The following is a 19,192-nucleotide window of genomic DNA, read 5'->3' on the forward strand; positions in this document are numbered from 1 at the left end:
TAAAAACTAATTTCAATATACAATATTTTAGATATTGGTTTTTGTTTAGTTTTTATTTAAGGCAGTTAGTTAATGCATTAAATCCATGCTACAAATAATTTAAACAGTGGAACAATATTTTATATAAACTTTATAAAGTACAAGATTTTTGCATTTTTTGTGGTTATAATAATTGGTTAAAAAACATATTAAATATTTATTAATACTCTTGCTTTTTTAAGAATTTTTTGTCAATAAATTTAATAGTAAATTGCTTAAATAAAAAAATACTCCTTCATTAAAAGGAGTATTTCATTTAGTTAATTTGCTTTATACATTAAGAGTAAACAGCAAAGTTCTTTATATGATTTTTTAAATAGTTCTTTGCATCATCAAATGTTAAAAAGTAATAAGTTCTATTGTCTATAGAAAGTTCATAAACTTGGTTAACTTCATTTTTAATTAGTATTTTATTTGATTTATCACTATAGAAAACTAAGTCTTTTCCTTGGTTTACTATTATAGTATTTAAAGCATTGTTTATTACTGTTTGTCTATCATCATAACTTCCATCAGCATAATTAGAGTTATCAGTAACAATAGTATCAATGTTTACTATCTTTCCATTTAGGTCATAGATTAAAATTATTTTTGCTGGTCTTAAATAATTGTTTTGATTTAAAGCATTTGATTTCTCTTTATATGTTTCATAAATAGAAACATAGTTTTTACTTAAAGCAGAATTGATTGAATTTTTACCACCTAAGTATTCTGCATAATACATTGTGTTTCAATTATTACTAGATTTTGCTAATACTAAAACATCATCATTAAAGTTAGATATTAAATCTTTATATTTTGATGGATTTAGTCTAATTTCATTTATACCAATTTCTTCAAGTCTTTTTGCATAACTATATAATCCTAAAGCAATTCCATAAGAAGAACTTAATTTAGCATTTTCAGAAATTTTTGTTAAGTTAGATTGAGTTTCTAAATTTCTTTTAAATTGATCTCTAGTAGTATTGAACAAACTATATAAATTCAAAACATCATCTTTTGTAATATAAGTTATTCCACCATTCTTTTTATTTAGTGAACTAAAGATTAAATTATTTGAATTATTATTTTTATTTGTATATTCTAAAACTTGTTTTCCATCTACTTGTTTTTTAACAACCTTAGATGAAATATTTTGTCATGCTTCTACTGCTATATCTTCATTATCTAATTTGTTTACTAAATTATCTAAGTTTTCATCAAATAAATCTTTTAAATTAGTGATTCCATTTTCTTTAAGTTCAACTTGGTCTTTTAAAGAAAACACAGGTGAGTCATTATAAGAAATAATAAGTTCAACTTTTTCCTTATCATATTTGAAATTTGAATCACTTGTTTCTTGTACTCCATACAATTTATGAATTAATACATCATAACTATTAATACTGTCACTACTAAAATCTAAAGAACTTTTAAAGTTATTTAATTGTTGCTTTTGTTTTTGTAATTCTACTGCTACATTATTTGCATTTCTATCAGCAGTATAAGTGTAGTCTGCATTAAATGTTTTATAAGAAGCATCTCACTGATTCTTTTTAGTTTTTATGAAATCAGTAAATATTTGATTAAGGTCTTTTAGTTCAATTTTATCTAAAAGCTTTTGATCAATTTCTCCGCCATCTTTTTCTTTTAATTTACTTTCAAATTTTTGTTTCAAAGTACTTAGGTTATTATTATCACTTAAATATTTTTCTACTTCATTTCTTAAATTCAATCCAGTTGTTAAAGATATATCAAATCTAGTTGATCCAATATCATATCCCATGTATAAACCTGTATTACCTTTTTTAAGTAATTCAAAATCAATTCCAGGAGCTCTATCAATAGTGTTGTTACCAATATTTCAAATATCAAACTTACTTCCATAAACATTGATATCAAAATATTCTGAAGCAAATTCATACCCTAATGGACTTCTTCTAACTGAATGTCTTCCACTTCTTGATAAAACATTAGGATCTAAGAAAGTATATATAGTGTTTGCTTGTCCTTCTCTACTTTGTAATAAATCTAATAAAGTTAAATCTTTATTATCTTTAGTTTTATTAATGTTAATTGTTTTTCCTGGTCTATAGTTTTCAATAAATGTTCAATCTCATCTTCAGTTTTTTTCTGGAAAATGTTTAAAACCTACATTAAAATTAATTTTTATTTTTGATAAGATATTTTTAAATTCTTCATTAAAAGCTTCTCTTAATGAATCATCAATTTGTTTTTTCTTATTTAAAAATTCTTCTTTACTTCTAAAGACATTAGAATTTTTATCATTATATTTAACTAGATTCCCATTATCATCTTTAACATACAATTCCATTTTGAAATTATTATTACTCTTTTGTCCCTTAAGACTTCTGATTGCTATCTTTTTAAATCTATTAATATCATCTTTATTTAAAGGATTTAATTTAACATCATATCCATTTTCATCTGTAACTAAATAATACGGAGTTGGAATTCCAACAGTTTGTTTTCTTAAAGATTCTCTAGCTTCTGATTCACTATAAAAGATATTTCCATTTAAATCATCATATGCCTCACTGATTAAACCATTGTTAACAAATGAATTTTTTGCATCATCATAATTATCAGTATATGAACCATTTGCAGTTTTATAAGCTTTAGAAAGTTTTGAAACATCATAAGTTTTAAGTTTTTCAGTATTTAAAATTTTTGTAGATGTATCTTGAATAGAATCTGCTAAATCACCAATTAAAAACTTTTCATTTATATTTTGGTTTTTAAGTAAAACACTATTAGTTGCTTCATCTAAAGAACTGTAATAAGCATTATCAAAATAAATTCCTTTATTTGTTGTTTCAGTCAAAGGTGAATTTTTTACTTCACCACTAGAACTGTTTTTAGTTGAAACTAAGCTTGTAGGAATTGCAGCTAATGCAACTGCTGCTGGTACTAATGCTATAGGCAATAAGATAAGTTTTTTATTTTTTAATTTCATAGTTATTTCCTCAACTCTGTAGTGTTTTGTTTTACTCATTTATAAAAATCATCTAATGAATAAAATTTTTCTTCATAATTGTATGAATAATAAACAACCTGCTGGTTGCTAACAAATGTTTCATATTCATAATTATTTAATAATCATTGGAATGCATTTTCTTGTGATAAGAAATACTTAACTTCTCCAACTGATGTTTTTGCTTTGAATATATTAAATGAGTTTGCTTGATTAGAGAAATCTGTAAATAAATCATTCCCAATTGTGTCAGTTTTATATATGGTTTTATTTTCTACATTAAATGAACTTAAAAACTTTTGTAATAGTAAAGTTTCTGCATCAACATCAACATCTGTTTTATTATTGCCAGTTTTTTGTTGTTGATTAGGATCAATAATCACATACCTAAATAAGTTATTTTTATCTTTTGAAGAATATGGAATTTCTTTACCAGTTTTCATATCATAACTAGTTCCAGGTAGTACATAATTATTGATTGAACCATCATTTAAATCATCATCTCTTTTAATTGGATAATTGTTTTGATCTAGGTTTGGAAGCATTGAAACTTTTGTAGGTTTAATGTTTTCCAAAATACTATTAATAATTGCTTCTTTATTACCAGATGAACTAGCAACAAAATCCTTGCCATCTGCATATTTATAAACTGTATTTGAATCTACATATTTAGATTCAAAATTAATAAATGCAGATTTGAAAACTTCATCTTGTAACTGACTTAAATTTTCATAAACTCCATTTGGTAAAGTTTGAGAACTTCCAAATTTTTGATTTGAAAAAGTGTAGAACTTTTTAATTTGTTCTGAATCAACTTGTCCATCAGAAAGTGCTTTTGCATATGCTCTTAAATAACTTTCAGTCTCTACATTAATGTTGTAGTTTCTTCCGTTTAAATAGTAGAAATTTGTAGATCTTGGTTCATTTAATTTAATTGGTTTTAAAATATCCATTTCCTGTATTGTTCTTCTATTAGTTTCTACAAGTCCAAATAGAATTGTTTCTTTAAAACCTCCATCTCAAATGTATTTAACACCATTAGATTCATATACATAAGATCTTGGTTGATAAGAAGGAACAAAAGCATCTAGTAAAAGTGTTACTGCCCCACCTAAAGCTGTAGCTGAGTTTAAAAAGTAAACACATTTTAAAAACCCATTAGCAATAGTTACAAACTTAGAAGAAGAGTCAAAAACCTTTTGATATGTCTCTTTAATTTTTGCAACATCATTGATAACGTATCTAAAATTCTTAATTGCAACACTAACTCTTTCAGCAATTGTAAATACTTGTCTTTCTAATGAAGTGCTTGTTGCTGCATTAACTTTATTAGCAGATCAAATAAAGGAATTAATTAAAGAAGGAGAAAGTGAAGCGTTAGAAGTTTTAGTTAAATTATTATTTAATTTAATTTGGTCAATGTTATAAACTCCAGTTTGTTCTAATGAATTGAAAAGAGTTGTTAGATCATTGTGTGAAATATTAGAATCAGGATTTAATGAAAAACTTCTCAAATTCTTAAAGATTGAAAATAAAGGGAATGAATTTCCAGTTTTATTTAACAAAGTATTAATGTTTGTTAAACCACTGAAAAAGCTTAAAGAACTTGCTTTTGAATAATCTTTTAAGTATACTGATAACTGGTCTTCAAATTCCAATCTAAGTGAATTGTAGATTAAGAAATTTCTAAAAATGTATCCTTCAGTAATATTTTCAAATTCTTCTTTTGTGACATTAATAATGCTTTGGTATTTTTGATAAAAGCTGTTAATCATATCTTTATCATTACAAGAAAAAATATCTCATATATATTGATAACTACTTACAAGTGAATAATCATAGTATTTTACTAAAGAAGCAAAGTAACTAGAATTGTATTTTATCAACCCATTCATATTTGAACTGTTTTGGTTTGCAAAAGAAGCAATAGTACCTGCAGTAATAATATTTTTATAGTGCAGTCTAATCTTATCTGTATAGTAGTTAATGTCACTGTTGTAATCAAAGTTCTTTATTTTGAAACCAAACAGTTTTGAAATAGATAATAATCCATCATCTCCAACTGTACTATCATCTAATGTTTTATCAGATGGTCTAATAATACTTTCTGGTAAGAAAACTCTAATTGTTTTATCAAAAAGTTCACATACTTGTAAGAAGTATTTTTTTGTTACAGTTAATGCTTTATTACTTGCTCCATTTAATGCTAATTGTTCAGTAATGTAAGTATACAAAATTGGGATTTTGTAAAAGCTATTATATCTTTTACCACTTTCCAAAATATCTTTAGTGTCCAAAATATTTTTCCATATTTCAGGATAATTTGAACTCATGTAAGAATTATATTGAGCAGTTTGATCCTTTAATTCATCTATACCAAATAATGAATCTGATGTAGCCATATCTTTTATTAACAAACTAAAGAATGAACCAATCATTTGATTTTCTCTTGTGTTTACTAATAAATCTCTATCTGAACTTGATACTTCTTTTCATAAACTTTTATCTGTAATACTTAATATATCAGCTGAACCTTTGTAAAAATATGGACCATATAAGTTGTATTCATCTGTAACACTAGTATCCACAATATATGAACCCATTCCTTGATTACTATAAAAAGCAGCAGGATCTGTTTTATCAATAGTTAAACTATTAAACAAATCATTTTCACTCATTCCATTGGCAAAGTTATAGTAATTGTCTTTTGCATCTTTAAACCCATAAATTTTTTTAGCATTGTTCTCTACAAAATTATTTACATCATTTTTTAATTGAGTATTCTTTTGATTTTCACTTGCTATACTTGAAAACTCTAATGGATTACTAACAAATCCATCTGGTGATTTTAAAGATTTGTATTGAGACAGTTTAAAGTTAAAATTTGAATTTGATTCATCATAATTATTCAATAAATAAGCATTTAAAGATTCTTTATTAGGAAAGTAAATGTTATTAAAGTAATAAGCATTATGAACATTTAAATAAGATTTTTTTGCTTCCTCTTCTGTGAAATAATATTTATTATTTCTCCCTCTATAAATATTTGTTGTTTCTTTGCTTTTTTCATTTTCTGCAGGTAATAATTTACCAACCAAAGTATTTGGGGTAGACCCAAGTGAGTCAGTATTATTTTTAATATATTCATTTAAATTTAAAGAAGAATTTACAGGAATAGTTTCTATATTGCTAGAGATACTTTGTTTAAAGTAATAAGGATCAGAAAACTTTTGAGAAGTACCATTTTTATTTACTAATCAATATTTATTATTTAATGATTCTTCAGTATGAGAAGTAAGATTAGATTTAGCATAATTTTGTAGTTCATTTAAATTATTAAACTCCCTATCCCCAAACTTATATGTAACTCGGTTAGATGCTAAAAAGGATGTAGAGGATGTAACTACAATAGTTCCTGATAAAACTCCACTAAATGTGGCTAGTATTACCTTTGTTAAACTTTTTTTCTTTATCATATTTGACTCCTTGATAAATATAGTTTTTTAGTAAAAGTTTTTTGAAACTGAAAACTTTCAAAACAGTGGACAAACAATAAAAAGTGATGGTATATATAAACCAAAAATTACTGTTGAAAAAGTGAATCATGTTTCATTTTTTGGTAAACCAAAAAAATCATATGAATTAATATCACTTGTATTTGCTGATGAATAAAATAAATATGCATTAGGTTGGATTTGTTGTAATGTATTAACCAAATTATCAAGATCTGTTAATGAGATTAATTTATCAACATAATTTTCCCAATCTGTTTGACTAGTAATAGAAGAATCAACTCTTGTTAAATCAATATCTGTATAAGTATAGTTTTGAGACAAAATTTTAAAACCACTACCATCATGTTTAACATATGTGTTTTTAACAAATTGCAAATCACTAACAACTGGTGCAGCTAATTGATTTTTAGTTTTGATATCAGTATATTTTTCTCTCATTTCTTGAGAAGTTAATACTCCTTGAAATGTATCAATATTTCAAATTGCATTGTTATCAAAATATAAATAATTAATTAAGTCACTTAAGAAACTATTATATTTTTGTGAAATAAGATCAAATATATTTGGTATCTGATCTCTTACAAATTCTTTGTTTTTATACAAATAGTGAAATAAATTGGTTCCTTCATTATATCCATATAAAGATAAGATTGTATTTAGTTCATTCGAAGAAAATAAATTTTGGTTTCAAATTTGGTTATTTTTAACAATTGATGTTAAAGAATTTAATTGTGCTGAATCATTTAAACTCACCACCGAATTTAATCTACTTAAATAATCTAGTGAATTAAATATTTCTTGTTTTAATTCATCTTGACTTAATTTAAATATATTTATATCTCCAAAGTTATTATTTGAAATATAGTCATTAGAATAAGATTCACTATTTAGTCTTTGTTCATCTAAAGCAAATCTAACAAGTGATCCAGAATAACCATTTTTATTTAAGCTATTTATTTTGTTGTAGTCATCTTTAAAATTTAAATGATCTTTACCAATCACATAAAAAGGTGAGAAGAATCAATCAGCTATATTAATATTTGATCAAAAACTTAATTGTGTAATTGAAGAACTAAAGTTAGATGATAAATTTTGAGAATAGTCTCTAATAGCATAGTTCGTTTTAATAGCTACATACTCATTAGTAATATTTCTGTTGCTATCTAAAATATTTATATTTTGGTATTGATATTTTTGAGAGCTTGAATATTCCATGCTATTGCTAACTGGCAATATTAAATGACTAACAAGAGATAAACCTGGTATTACACAAACTACTAAAAAGTTTGTAATGATAGATGTAATATTAGACATTCTATAACTTAAGAAAAGAAATAGAAAGATGAAAAATGCAGATATAAGAATTTCACCAAAAAAGTTTATTAAATATATTGTTGTATATTCACCTACATTATTAGAAATTGCTACAGAGATAGTCCCACCAACTAATGTATTAAATAGAATAGTTACAAATTGAATAAAGGATATTACTTGTACTTTTGATCAGAAAATTTTATTTCTAGATACTGATTGAGTAATTAAATCAAAATCAATTGAATTTCTAATATTGTTTGTGGATATTATATGGGTCATTAGAATGATTTTTAAAAGCATTACTACAAAAAGAATCAAGCAATAATAATACAGAACTGAATAATAATTATTATTCACAAAATAAAGACTTACTATAGCAGTTACCGGAATCAAGAATAAGAATGAAATAACAAATCAAAACACATAGGATTTTTTTAACTGTTGGAAATATAGCTTTGTTACATTAATGTTTTTCATCTTTGTTACACCCTAAATATTTCATTATGTTTATTAACAATTTCTTCATTACTTACTTTGCCACTCCAAAGCACTTTTCCTTTATCAATAAAAGTTGCACTATTAGCATAGTATTTAATTTCTTCTAAAACATGTGTAGAAATAAAAACAGTTACTTTGTTTTTTTGGCTAAGTTCTTTTAACAAACTTAAAAATTGTTTCCTAGTTATAGCATCTAAATTTGAAGTTGGTTCATCTAGGACAATAATTTTACTTTTAAGTAACAAAATTTTGATAATCAAAAGTTTTTGTTTTTGACCAGATGATAAATTATTTGGGTCTTTATCTGCATCATTTAATAAGTCAAAATCTTCCAAATATCCATTTATTTTTTTCTTTAAAATTTCTATATTACTTGAATCATACATTCTGCAAATTTCTAACAGATAATCAAAAACATTTCACTCATTTGGGAAAATTGGTTTATCTGGAACAAATGTAAGTTTTTGATTTGGATCACATTTTTTTCTATTGATTCCATTTATTAAAATATCACCTTGATAGTTTAAATTTAAACCAATAATCATTTTGATTAGTGTTGATTTTCCAGCACCATTTTGACCTATAATCACATGAAAATCACCTTCATCCACATTAAAATTACAATCTTTAATAAAGGGATCTTTCTTTTTACTACCATATCTCATGTACAAATTTTTTACTTCAATAGCATGGTTGTAGTGTCCTGAGCTTTTTTCTTTTAAATTGGAGGTATTTACTTTTTTAGAGAAAAATTCATAACAAAAAAGATAAAACTTATCAATGATATTAGATTCATTTCTATTTGATGAAGCCATTGAAACAGTTTTATTATTTGGTTTATTAAATTTATATTTTTTTATCTTTTTAAATTCTTTTGATTTCTTTAAAGTATTTGTCTCAGAATTTATATTGTTTAAATTTTCTTTGTTACTAAAAGTCATATTTTTTAATTCTTAAATTAAATAACTTAATCACAAAAAACTATTTAGATATTTAATGTTTAATTAAAAATTTATGAAAATGATTCCCTTCTTATAAAGGAATTACAATTTACATTTTGATTTAGGTGGACAAAAATTATTTAGTTTTAAAACACCCATTCATCAATTTTGACTAACTTAATCTAAGTAATTTCACATCAATATTTTTCTATTAGTAAAAAATAATAAAGTTTATCCAAAATTAAGTTAGAGAATTGTAATTTTTAATTAAAGCATCATAATAATTAGCTAGTAAAATAACATAGTCATTTAACCAAAGTTCTAATAGATTTTTGCTATTAAAAATTCTCCTTATGTTTTTAAATGTTTGAATAGGGTTTTCTATTCAGTATTATTTTTAACTTAATAATACTAAGCGTTAAATGTGATTGAAAATATAACTAATTAATAGACTGCATTTTTGACTAAAGTCTAAATTATTCATTAATACAAATGTTTATTAAAAATTTTAAAAAATAAAAAATATAATATTGTTTTGTTGGAAGATATTTCTATTGATAAAAAATTTTGTTGACAATAAAAATAGTATTAAGCAATAAAACTTAATACTATTTTTAATATTTGGTTACTAATTTCAATATTCAATTATATTAAACTGGTCAAGAATACTTTTTTAACTATTTACTATTAATCTTTTCTCTTCTTACAGATACAATTGCTTCAATTTCATCTTTATTTGCTAAATATTCTTTTTTTAGTTTTCAGAATTTGATAACTATAAAAAAGTAAGCAACTATTCCTGTAATAGGAATTAAAAAACTAACCATTATCATTCATTCATGGTGCTTATTAACTTCAAGATTATCACATTCTCACAAAAACCCTTTTTTAATAAATACAGTTGTTGCAATTCCGTGAACAATATAAATCCCCACAGCTAATGCTATACTCATATATAATCATGCACCATCTGAATTAGAACTACTGCTATCAGAAGATGTGACAGCCATCATAATTAAAAAACCAAACAATAACAAAGTAAGAATAAAGAAACAAATAATACCTGTATATGCTTGATATTTAACTTCTCTTAAATGCTTTAAATGCACAGCAAAATAAATTAATGGGTTTGAAAATTTAGAATTATTAGATTGATTTTCGAGTGTTTTATTTGATGAAACATTGCTTTGCATATTTTAAATATTTTGAAAATTATTATTATCCATTTTTTAAACCTTTCATTCAAATAAATTGATTCTAGCAAATTTCAAAAAAAAGGGGGGGGTAAAAAATATTAAGCAGAAACTGCTTAATATTTTAAAGATTATAAATAATTAAATACTATATTGAACTGAATACTCAGATAATGATTGTTGATTAGTAATTCCTTCAAAATGAATATAAACTGAAACTGTTCTTTGAGCTTCATTAGGAATAATAGTAAAAGTGTAATTGTTATTAGAATTTAAAATAGTTTGATATTGTCCACTTTTATAAGTAATCAATTCTTTTGCATATTGATAATTGTTATTTTGTAATCAATTAGCAAAACTAGTTGGAGTGAAATTATTAAAATCTTCTTCACTCACAAAACCTTTACTAGTTGAGTAACTTTTTAACATATTGTCAGAAACAAATGATAAGTTATCATTTGTACTATCTACATTACCTTTAACAAAACCTGTATAGTTTACAACCAAGTTTAAATCAGTGTTTGATCCATCAACTACTGATTGATCAATTTTTACATAGAAACTAATTGTACCTTGTGAATCATCATAATACATTGAAGCATCTATATTACTATTGTCTTTTCACCCTTTTGGAATTGCATTACCCATGCTAGTTACTAAAAGGTTTTCAATTAAATCTTTTAGATTTGTATATGTTGTACTTCCTACAGTTAAACTAGGACTACTTCCATTCAAGCTATTAAATATTTGAGATACTTGCATTTGTTTGAATTCAATTAATGCTTCACTACTATCATCAACAAACTCAACATTAAATCTTTGGTTATATTCATCTGTTGACATAAATCCTGTAAAAGTTCTTGTTGCTACATAATTTGTAAAACCAACATTGCCATTTCCAATTTCAGAAGCATAGTTACTGTTCAATGAAATTGCAACTGTTAAACTTCCAGTTTCATCATTTGCAGTTTTTGTGATTGTAAAATCATTTGAACTAAAACCAGTATAGCTTATGAATGAGTTAATGATGTCTCCATCAGTGATAGCTGAAGGAAGAATTAAATTCATATTTGTTCCACCAACTGTTGTTGGATTATTAAATCCAAAACTATAACTTGTTACTTTGTTTAAATTTGTATAAGTTACACTAAATGATTCACTAGTATTATTTGGTGAATATTCGCTAGGCATTGTTGCATCAATTTTTAGAGTACCTTGAGTATCATTTGCAGTTACTGTAAATCTCATTTTTGAAATTGGATAACCTTTACTTGAATTTGTATCTACAAATTGTAGAAACTCTGAATTTGTAGAACTACTTGAAGTATTTAAACTAGTAAAAGAAGAAGGTAGTGTATTTGCACTTAATAGATTTTTAAGTTGTGCTACATTTCTAATATCTACTGTTGAGTTATTGCTATTTGCACCCATAAAGTTAAATGATGGTGTTGTATTACTTTTATTAAAAATAGTATAAGTAGTTGTAGCTTCATAAGTTTTTACACTTTGAGATAAATTACTCAATGAAGCACTCATTGGAATATATTCATAAACTGCTTTAATTGTAATTTGACCATTGTTGTCATTTGTACTTGTAATACTATATGTAGTTTTAGGATAAAGTTGAGTCCCACTGCTATTAGTTACTGTTTGAGATTGGAAAGATGCTTGGAAAGGATCTAAAGCATTAATATCTGCAACTTGAACTTTAGAGGGTACCATATTTAAAAAGTCATAATCAGTTGAAGTTGATAATGTTTTTCATGAAACTTTATTATTAATTTTATTAGTAGTATTAAATGTTTTAGTAATTACTCTTGGAGAAACATCACTTGGTAAAGTAGATGAAAATCATGGGATTTGATATAAATCACAAGTAACTGTAATGCTACCATTAACATCATCAATTGTTGTTACTTTAAAACCATTGCTATCATTTTCTTTTAAAAATGAATTATTTAATGTAGTGATATCATTCTTTGTAATTTCACTTGGAATTTTTGAGCTTAAAACTGAATTATCAATTGTGAAATCTGATGCTTTTTGGAAACTATTAGTTCCATTTAAAAACCCAATAAAATCTCCTTGATCTTGTTGTGTGGAGTTTTGAGTAACTGCAATTGCTAACCCATAACTATTGGGGTTGTTTTCTACAGTAATAGTAGATGAATTTGTAGTATTAACTCTATTATTATAAATAGAGTTAATTAACATCAATTGACCAGTATAACCATAAACATTGTAAATAGTTAAATTATTAGCATATTGTTTTGCATCATTAATTCCAGCTAAATCTAAATAAGTAGTAGGAGAAATTGCACTATTTGACCCATTACTACTTTGACTATTTCATGAGGTTCCAGAAACTTTATAAATTATTGCTTCATCCTTAAATTTAAAATATAAGTTTTGATTTGAATCAAATGCTCATGATTTAATTCATTTACTTTGAGACATTGGATAAGAATTTAAAGTTACATTACTTCCAGTTCCATCAATTATTACAGCAGTATTGTATACTACTGTAACAACTTTCCCATCTAGCATTGTGTAGTAATCACGTTGTGGAGTAATTTGAGTATTTCTATACCCTACCATACCACTTGCAACTTTAACTTTGCTAGCTCAAATACCACTTGAAGCAACCATATTTAATTGGTCATCTACTAATAAAAAGTAGATATCATAATTCGCATTTGGATAACCTGCATCATTAGATGCAACTTGTGTAGAATAAGGTAAAACAGAGACTAAATTTCTATTATTACCAATAGGAATTAAATTATAAAAATATCATCTATACTGATTACCAAATTCTGAATTACCAACAGGTAAAATACTTGTGTTTGCAGAATTCCCTGTTAATAATGTTCTAGTGTTTGTAGTTGGGTCATATAATATCCCTTTTGCATCATATGCACTACCAGCGCCACCATAAACCATTACTTTACCTGATGATAATGCAGAAACAAAACGATAAGCAGAACCAACATTAACTGAATTTATTAAACCAGTATAATCAAGATCATGTTGATAAACAATAGCTCCGGTGGATGCATTAATTCCAATAAGTGGTTGTTTCCTAGTATTTCCAGATCAAAAACCTAGCACTCATATTAAGTTAGTGTTTCTATTATAGTCCCAGTTATATCAAGCACGAGGTCAAGCCCCATCATATGAAAGTGATGCAGAATTACTTCCATTATTTTTATTCCCATTAACATCTGGAACATGTTTAGTAAAATCAATACTTCATAAACTATTGCCATATCAATCTAAAGCTGTAATTGTATTTCCAATAAAAGTAACTGGCCCATTTTTAGTAGATAAATTTGCATTTTGGTCATTAACTTCAGATGGAATAACATCACTTGATGAAGTAGCTTGATTAGTACTTGAAATGCTAGTAATTTTAGAATTTAAATCTGTATTTGAAGCAGGCAAAACAATACCTAAACTTGCTGCAATTGCAGATATTGCACTTGTGAAAGATAAAATTAGCTTTTTATTTCTCTTTTTCATATGTCCTCAAATATAAAAATTAAGTTATTCTATTTTACTAAATATTTTTGCAGATTCAAAGTGCATGCATTCTTGTTTTGCTATGATTATTATTAAATATTTTAAAGAATAAAGTAAATATGAATTCTTAATAAATCTTGTTTAACTAAATAAAATACTTTTTTAAAACTATTATGTAAATATTTTGTAACAACTGAATTGACTAGTGAGTTTCAACTAAATTGAACAGTGAATTACAACTAAATTGACCAGTGAATTACAACTAAATTGACCATTAAAATACAACTAAGTTGAAAAGCTATGCTAGAATTTCATTAATTAAAAGGAAAAAATGAAATGCAAAATAGGGAATTTATTTATAAAAAAAGAATTATAGATGATGTTATAGATTTTTATTCAAATATATCAGGTGCTATATATTTAAGAGGTCCAAAATGAGTAGGTAAAACAACTACAGCTAAACAGCATTCTAAAACTGTCTATGAATTAGGTGTTAAACCTTTTAGAGATGCTTTTATAAGTAAATACAATTTTGATTACTTAGAAGTTTTTAAAAGCCCCAAACCTATATTGTTTGATGAATGACAAGAATTTCCTCAAATTTGAGATGATATAAGGGGAGATATTGATAGAAATTTTGGAAGTCCAAATCAATATTTTTTAACTGGGTCAAAAGAGATTTCTCCAGAAACAAGAAAAGAATTTATTCATCATAGTGGTATAGGGAGAATTCATGATTTAATAATGAGGCCAATGTCTCTATATGAATCAGGTGAATCAAATGGTTCAATTTCTTTATTGTCCCTATTTGATCCTTCTTTTAAAATAACCGGAATTAAAAGTGAACTATCTAACAAAGATTTAATTTTTGCAACATGTCGTGGTGGTTGACCAAGTTCTTTATCTTTAAAAAAAGAATATGCATTGAATGTTGTGGAAACAATTGTTAGTTCCACAGTCAATGGAAAAACTTTTCTGGAAGAAAATGAATCTAATCAATATACAGATCCTGAAATTATGAATAAAATATTAAGGATTTATTCTAGGAATGTATCCACTTTAACCAAAAATCAAACAATGCTTAATGATTTAAATTCAGATGATTTTAATTTAAGTAGAACAACTTTCAATAAATACAAAAATATTCTTATTGATTCATATTTAATTGAAGAAGCTTCTTCATGAAGTTCTTCTATAAGATCTAAAACCAATGTTATATCTACTCCAAAAAAATTATTTGTTGACCATTCTATTGGAATTCAAGCATTGAACTTATCCCCACAAAAACTAGAAGAAAGACCAATTGACTATGGTATATTTTTTGAAAATCTTTGTATCAGGGATTTAAGAATCTATTCTTCTAAACAAAATGGCAAGGTTTACTATTATAAGGATAGATATGGATTAGAAGCTGATGCTGTATTAACTTTAAAAGATGGAAGATATGCATTAATAGAAATTAAACTAGGTTTTAATTCAGCTTTAAACGCTTGTGAACAACTACTGAAACTTAAAAATAAAATTATTGAACATAACAAAAATGTTAAAGATAAATCTCATCTAATGGATTTACCAAGTGCATTGATTGTATTACACTCTGGGCAAGATGCATTAACTTACAAAGAAAATATTCATATTGTTCCAATTGGTTGTTTAAAAGATTAATATCCTGTAATCTCAATATTAAATAAATATTTAAATAATCTTTTTTAAAATTAACTTGAACTAAAAAAGTACTCCTTAAAATAAATAAGGAGTACTTTTTTCTTTTAATTATTAATAAAAATAAATTAAATTTACTAACTAAATACTATATTGAATAGAATATTCAGATAATGATTGGCTATTTGTAATACCATCAAAATTTATATAAATTGAAACTGTTCTTTGAGTTTCATTAGTAATAACAGAAACTGTATATCCAGTTGTTCCATTTAAGATTGTTTGATACTGTCCACTCTTATATGAAATTAATTTTAAAGCATTTTCATTATTATTCTCTTTTAATCAATTAGAGAATTCTAGTGGAGTTAAATTATCAAATTGTTCAGCAGTAAAACTACCATTACTTACCAAGAAACTTTTTAGCATATTGTTTGCAACAAATGATAAATTGTCATCAGTGCTATCTACATTACCTTTAACAAATCCTGTATAGTTTACAACCAAGTTTAAATCTGTTTCAGATCCATCAATTAAGTCTTTTGGAATATTTAAATAAAAACTTGCTGTACCTTGAGAGTTATCAACATACATTGTTGCACTTATACTTGATTGACTTGATCAATTTTGTGGAATTGATGTTCCCAAACTTTCAACCAATAATTTTTCCATTAACTCTTTTACATCTTTATAAGTGCTTCCATCACTTAAAGTTAAAGTTTTGTTAGCATCTGTTAAATCACTATAAATTTGTGAAACTTGCATTTGTTTTAATGCTAATAATTTTTCACTAGTATCACTTACAAAGCTTACATTAAATCTTTGATTAAACTGGTCACTATTCATAAATCCAGTAAAAGTATATGAGGCTGTATAATTTGTAAAACCAGAGTTTCCATTTCCAACTTGACTAGCATAGTTTCTATTAAGTTCTATTGAAACTACTAATGTTCCTTCTGCATCATTTGCAGTCTTTGTAATTGTAAAATCATTTGAATTAAAACCAGTATATTCAATAAGGTTATTAATAATATTCCCTTCAGTTACAACAGAAGGCAACATTGTAGAAAATGCATTCCCATCAATTGTGTTAGTAGTTGTTTTAAAGTTGAAACCATAATTAGAAGATTTATTTAAATTAGTATAAGTAACACTAAATGTTTGTGCACTTCCATTTGGAGAATACTGACTAGGCATAGTTGCAGTAATTGTTAGTTCACCATTTGTATCATTTGAACTTACTCTAAAATTCATTTTAGAGATTGGATACCCTTTACTATCACTAGTATTTACAAATTGTAAAAAGCTAGAATTTGTAGAATTGTTTGAACTATTTAAACTATCAAATGAAGATGGTAATGTATTTGCACTTAATAAATTTTTAAGTTGTGGAGTTGTAGTTACATCAATTCTTGTGCTTGAAGAAGAAGCAGTTTGACCAACAAATTTAAATGTTGCAGTGTCAGTAGTTTTAAATACTGTATATTTTGTACTTGAAGTATAAGTTTTAACAGATGAACTATTTGTATAAGTTACACCCATTGGTACATATTCATAACTAATTTTTACTTCTACTTCACCTGTAGCATCATTTGTAGTTCCAACACTATATGTTTTTTTAGGATATAGTTGAACACCTTGTGAGTTTGTAATAGTTTGAGATTGGAATGAAACTTGGAAAGGATCTAAATTTGTAACATCTTGAGCAGTAATAGTAGATGGTTTCATGTTTAAAAAGTCATAATCTGAAGTTTCAGATAATGTTTTTCAACTAACCTTAGTAGATATCTTTTGAGCAGTAAAACTTTTAGTTATAGTTTTAGGAGTTGCATCGCTTGGCAAAGTATCTACAAATCAAGGAATTTGATATAAGTTAACAGTTACTTTAAATGTACCTGTTTCATCATTTATTTCTGAAATTGTAAAAGGAGGTCATTTTGCAACATCAGCTTCTTTTAAAATTCCACCATTTTGTAACTCCAAATCACTTCTAGTAATTTCACTTGGAAGTTTAGAGTTTAATACTGAAGCATTAATATCAAAATCAGCTGCTTTTTGGAAAGAGTTAGGACCATTTAAAGTACCCTTATAATCACCTTTATCCTGTTGATTACTATTCTGAGTAATTGCAAAAGCTAAACCATAATTACTAGAATTGTTATCACTAGTTATTTCAGGGTTGGTAGTTAAATTAATATAAGGACTATAATGCGAATTTATCAAAAGTAATTGCCCAGTATAACCATACACATTGTAAATCATTAAGTTATCTGCACATGGTTTAGTATCAGCAAAACCATCTAAATCCAAATATGTAGTTGGAGTAACTGTAGTTGCTGTTCCACCATTTAAAGAATTTCACACATTTCCAGATACTTTATAAATTTTCTTTTCATCTTTGAATTTAAAATATAAATTTTGATTTGAATCAAATGCTCATGATTTAATTCATTTACTTTCAGACATTGGGTATGTACCTACTTGAACACTGGAACCACTTGCATCAATTACAATTGCAGTATTATAAACAACTGTTACAACCTTCCCATCTAACATCATGTAGTAATCACGTTGTGGTGTAATTGCAGTGTTTCTATAATTTTGCATACCATCAGCAACTTTAACTGGCTTAGATCAAGTAGAATCAGTTTTTGAAATCATATTTAGACTGTCATCAACCAACAAGAAATATGTATTATAGTTTGCTAATCCATTCCCTTGGTCACCAGTTAAACCACTAGAATTTGCATAGTTAACAACTTCTACTATGTTTTTATTATCTGCGATAGGCATTAAATTAAAAAAATATCATCTGTAATTTGAACCATAACTTGTATCTCCTTTGGGTAAAATACTTTGGTCTGCTGAATCTCCAGATACTAAAGAAACAGAATTACTTGTAGGGTCATACAATAAACCTTTAGCTTCATAATGAAAAGCTGCCCCGCCATAAACCATAACTTTCCCAGAAGATAAAGCTGTAATGAAACGATATGATGAATTAACAGCAGTTATATTTAATCCTGCAGATGAATAACTTATATCATGTGAGTGTTTAATCTCACCAGTTGATGCATCTATTCCTAATATTGGTTGGGTTTTGGTTGTTTTAGATCAAAAACCTAATACTCATATTAAATTAGTTGCTCTATTATAATCTCAGTTAAATCAAGCACGTTGTCATGAACCATCATTATAACTTGTACCTGGTTTTGCACCACTAGCATCAGCTATGTTTTGAGCCAAATCCAATGTTCATAACTGATTGCCATATCAATCAAGAGCAGAAATTTTATTTCCTGTAAAAGTTACAGGTCCGCTTGTTGTTGATAAATTTGCATTTTGGTCATTTGATTCAGAAGGAATCAAATCACTTGATGAAGTAGCTTGATTAATTGATTTTGTATTAATAATAGAAGAAGAATTTAAATTGTTTAAAGACAATCCAATTGATAAACCCATACCAACACTTAATGTTGAGCATATGGATGATAAAATTATTTTCTTACTTAATTTATTCATTATTTATCATTA

The 19,192-nt window shown here is 25.8% G+C and carries 8 protein-coding genes; 1 reads left to right on the top strand and 7 read right to left on the bottom strand.

Going from position 1 to position 19,192, the window contains the following annotated elements:
* Nucleotides 1-316: 316 nt before the first annotated feature.
* From MYPE_RS03750 to MYPE_RS03775, 6 genes are all read right to left on the bottom strand, one after another.
* Nucleotides 317-2,995 (bottom strand): hypothetical protein, encoded by a 2,679-nt coding sequence (locus MYPE_RS03750; RefSeq protein ID WP_011077548.1) that lies wholly within the window; start codon nucleotides 2,993-2,995, stop codon nucleotides 317-319.
* Between the two features lie 2 nt (nucleotides 2,996-2,997).
* Entirely contained in the window at nucleotides 2,998-6,489 is a 3,492-nt protein-coding gene (locus MYPE_RS03755) for a hypothetical protein (protein WP_011077549.1), read from the bottom strand.
* A 27-nt stretch (nucleotides 6,490-6,516) separates the two neighbouring features.
* Nucleotides 6,517-8,121: a hypothetical protein gene (locus MYPE_RS03760; protein ID WP_044891283.1), complete on the bottom strand. Its 1,605-nt coding sequence runs from the start codon at nucleotides 8,119-8,121 to the stop codon at nucleotides 6,517-6,519.
* Nucleotides 8,122-8,324: 203 nt separating this feature from the next.
* On the bottom strand, nucleotides 8,325-9,281 hold the full coding sequence (locus tag MYPE_RS03765; RefSeq protein ID WP_011077551.1) for an ATP-binding cassette domain-containing protein: 957 nt from the start codon (nucleotides 9,279-9,281) through the stop codon (nucleotides 8,325-8,327).
* Between the two features lie 677 nt (nucleotides 9,282-9,958).
* On the bottom strand, nucleotides 9,959-10,474 hold the full coding sequence (locus MYPE_RS03770; protein ID WP_011077552.1) for a hypothetical protein: 516 nt from the start codon (nucleotides 10,472-10,474) through the stop codon (nucleotides 9,959-9,961).
* Nucleotides 10,475-10,615: 141 nt separating this feature from the next.
* The gene (locus MYPE_RS03775; RefSeq protein ID WP_011077553.1) at nucleotides 10,616-13,996 is read right to left on the bottom strand and encodes a lipoprotein 17-related variable surface protein; all 3,381 of its coding nucleotides are present in this window, start codon (nucleotides 13,994-13,996) and stop codon (nucleotides 10,616-10,618) included.
* Between the two features lie 336 nt (nucleotides 13,997-14,332).
* Here MYPE_RS03775 and MYPE_RS03780 point away from each other — a divergent pair, with 336 nt between their 5' ends.
* Complete coding sequence (locus MYPE_RS03780; RefSeq protein ID WP_011077554.1) at nucleotides 14,333-15,661, top strand: ATP-binding protein; 1,329 nt, start codon at nucleotides 14,333-14,335, stop codon at nucleotides 15,659-15,661.
* 138 nt (nucleotides 15,662-15,799) lie between these two features.
* Here MYPE_RS03780 and MYPE_RS03785 read toward each other — a convergent pair whose 3' ends face one another.
* Nucleotides 15,800-19,180, bottom strand: a complete 3,381-nt coding sequence (locus tag MYPE_RS03785; RefSeq protein WP_152023096.1) for a lipoprotein 17-related variable surface protein — start codon at nucleotides 19,178-19,180, stop codon at nucleotides 15,800-15,802.
* Nucleotides 19,181-19,192 lie beyond the last annotated feature (12 nt).

Origin of the sequence: Malacoplasma penetrans HF-2, from assembly GCF_000011225.1 — a bacterium.
GTDB classification, from domain to species: domain Bacteria; phylum Bacillota_I; class Bacilli_A; order Mycoplasmatales; family Mycoplasmoidaceae; genus Malacoplasma; species Malacoplasma penetrans.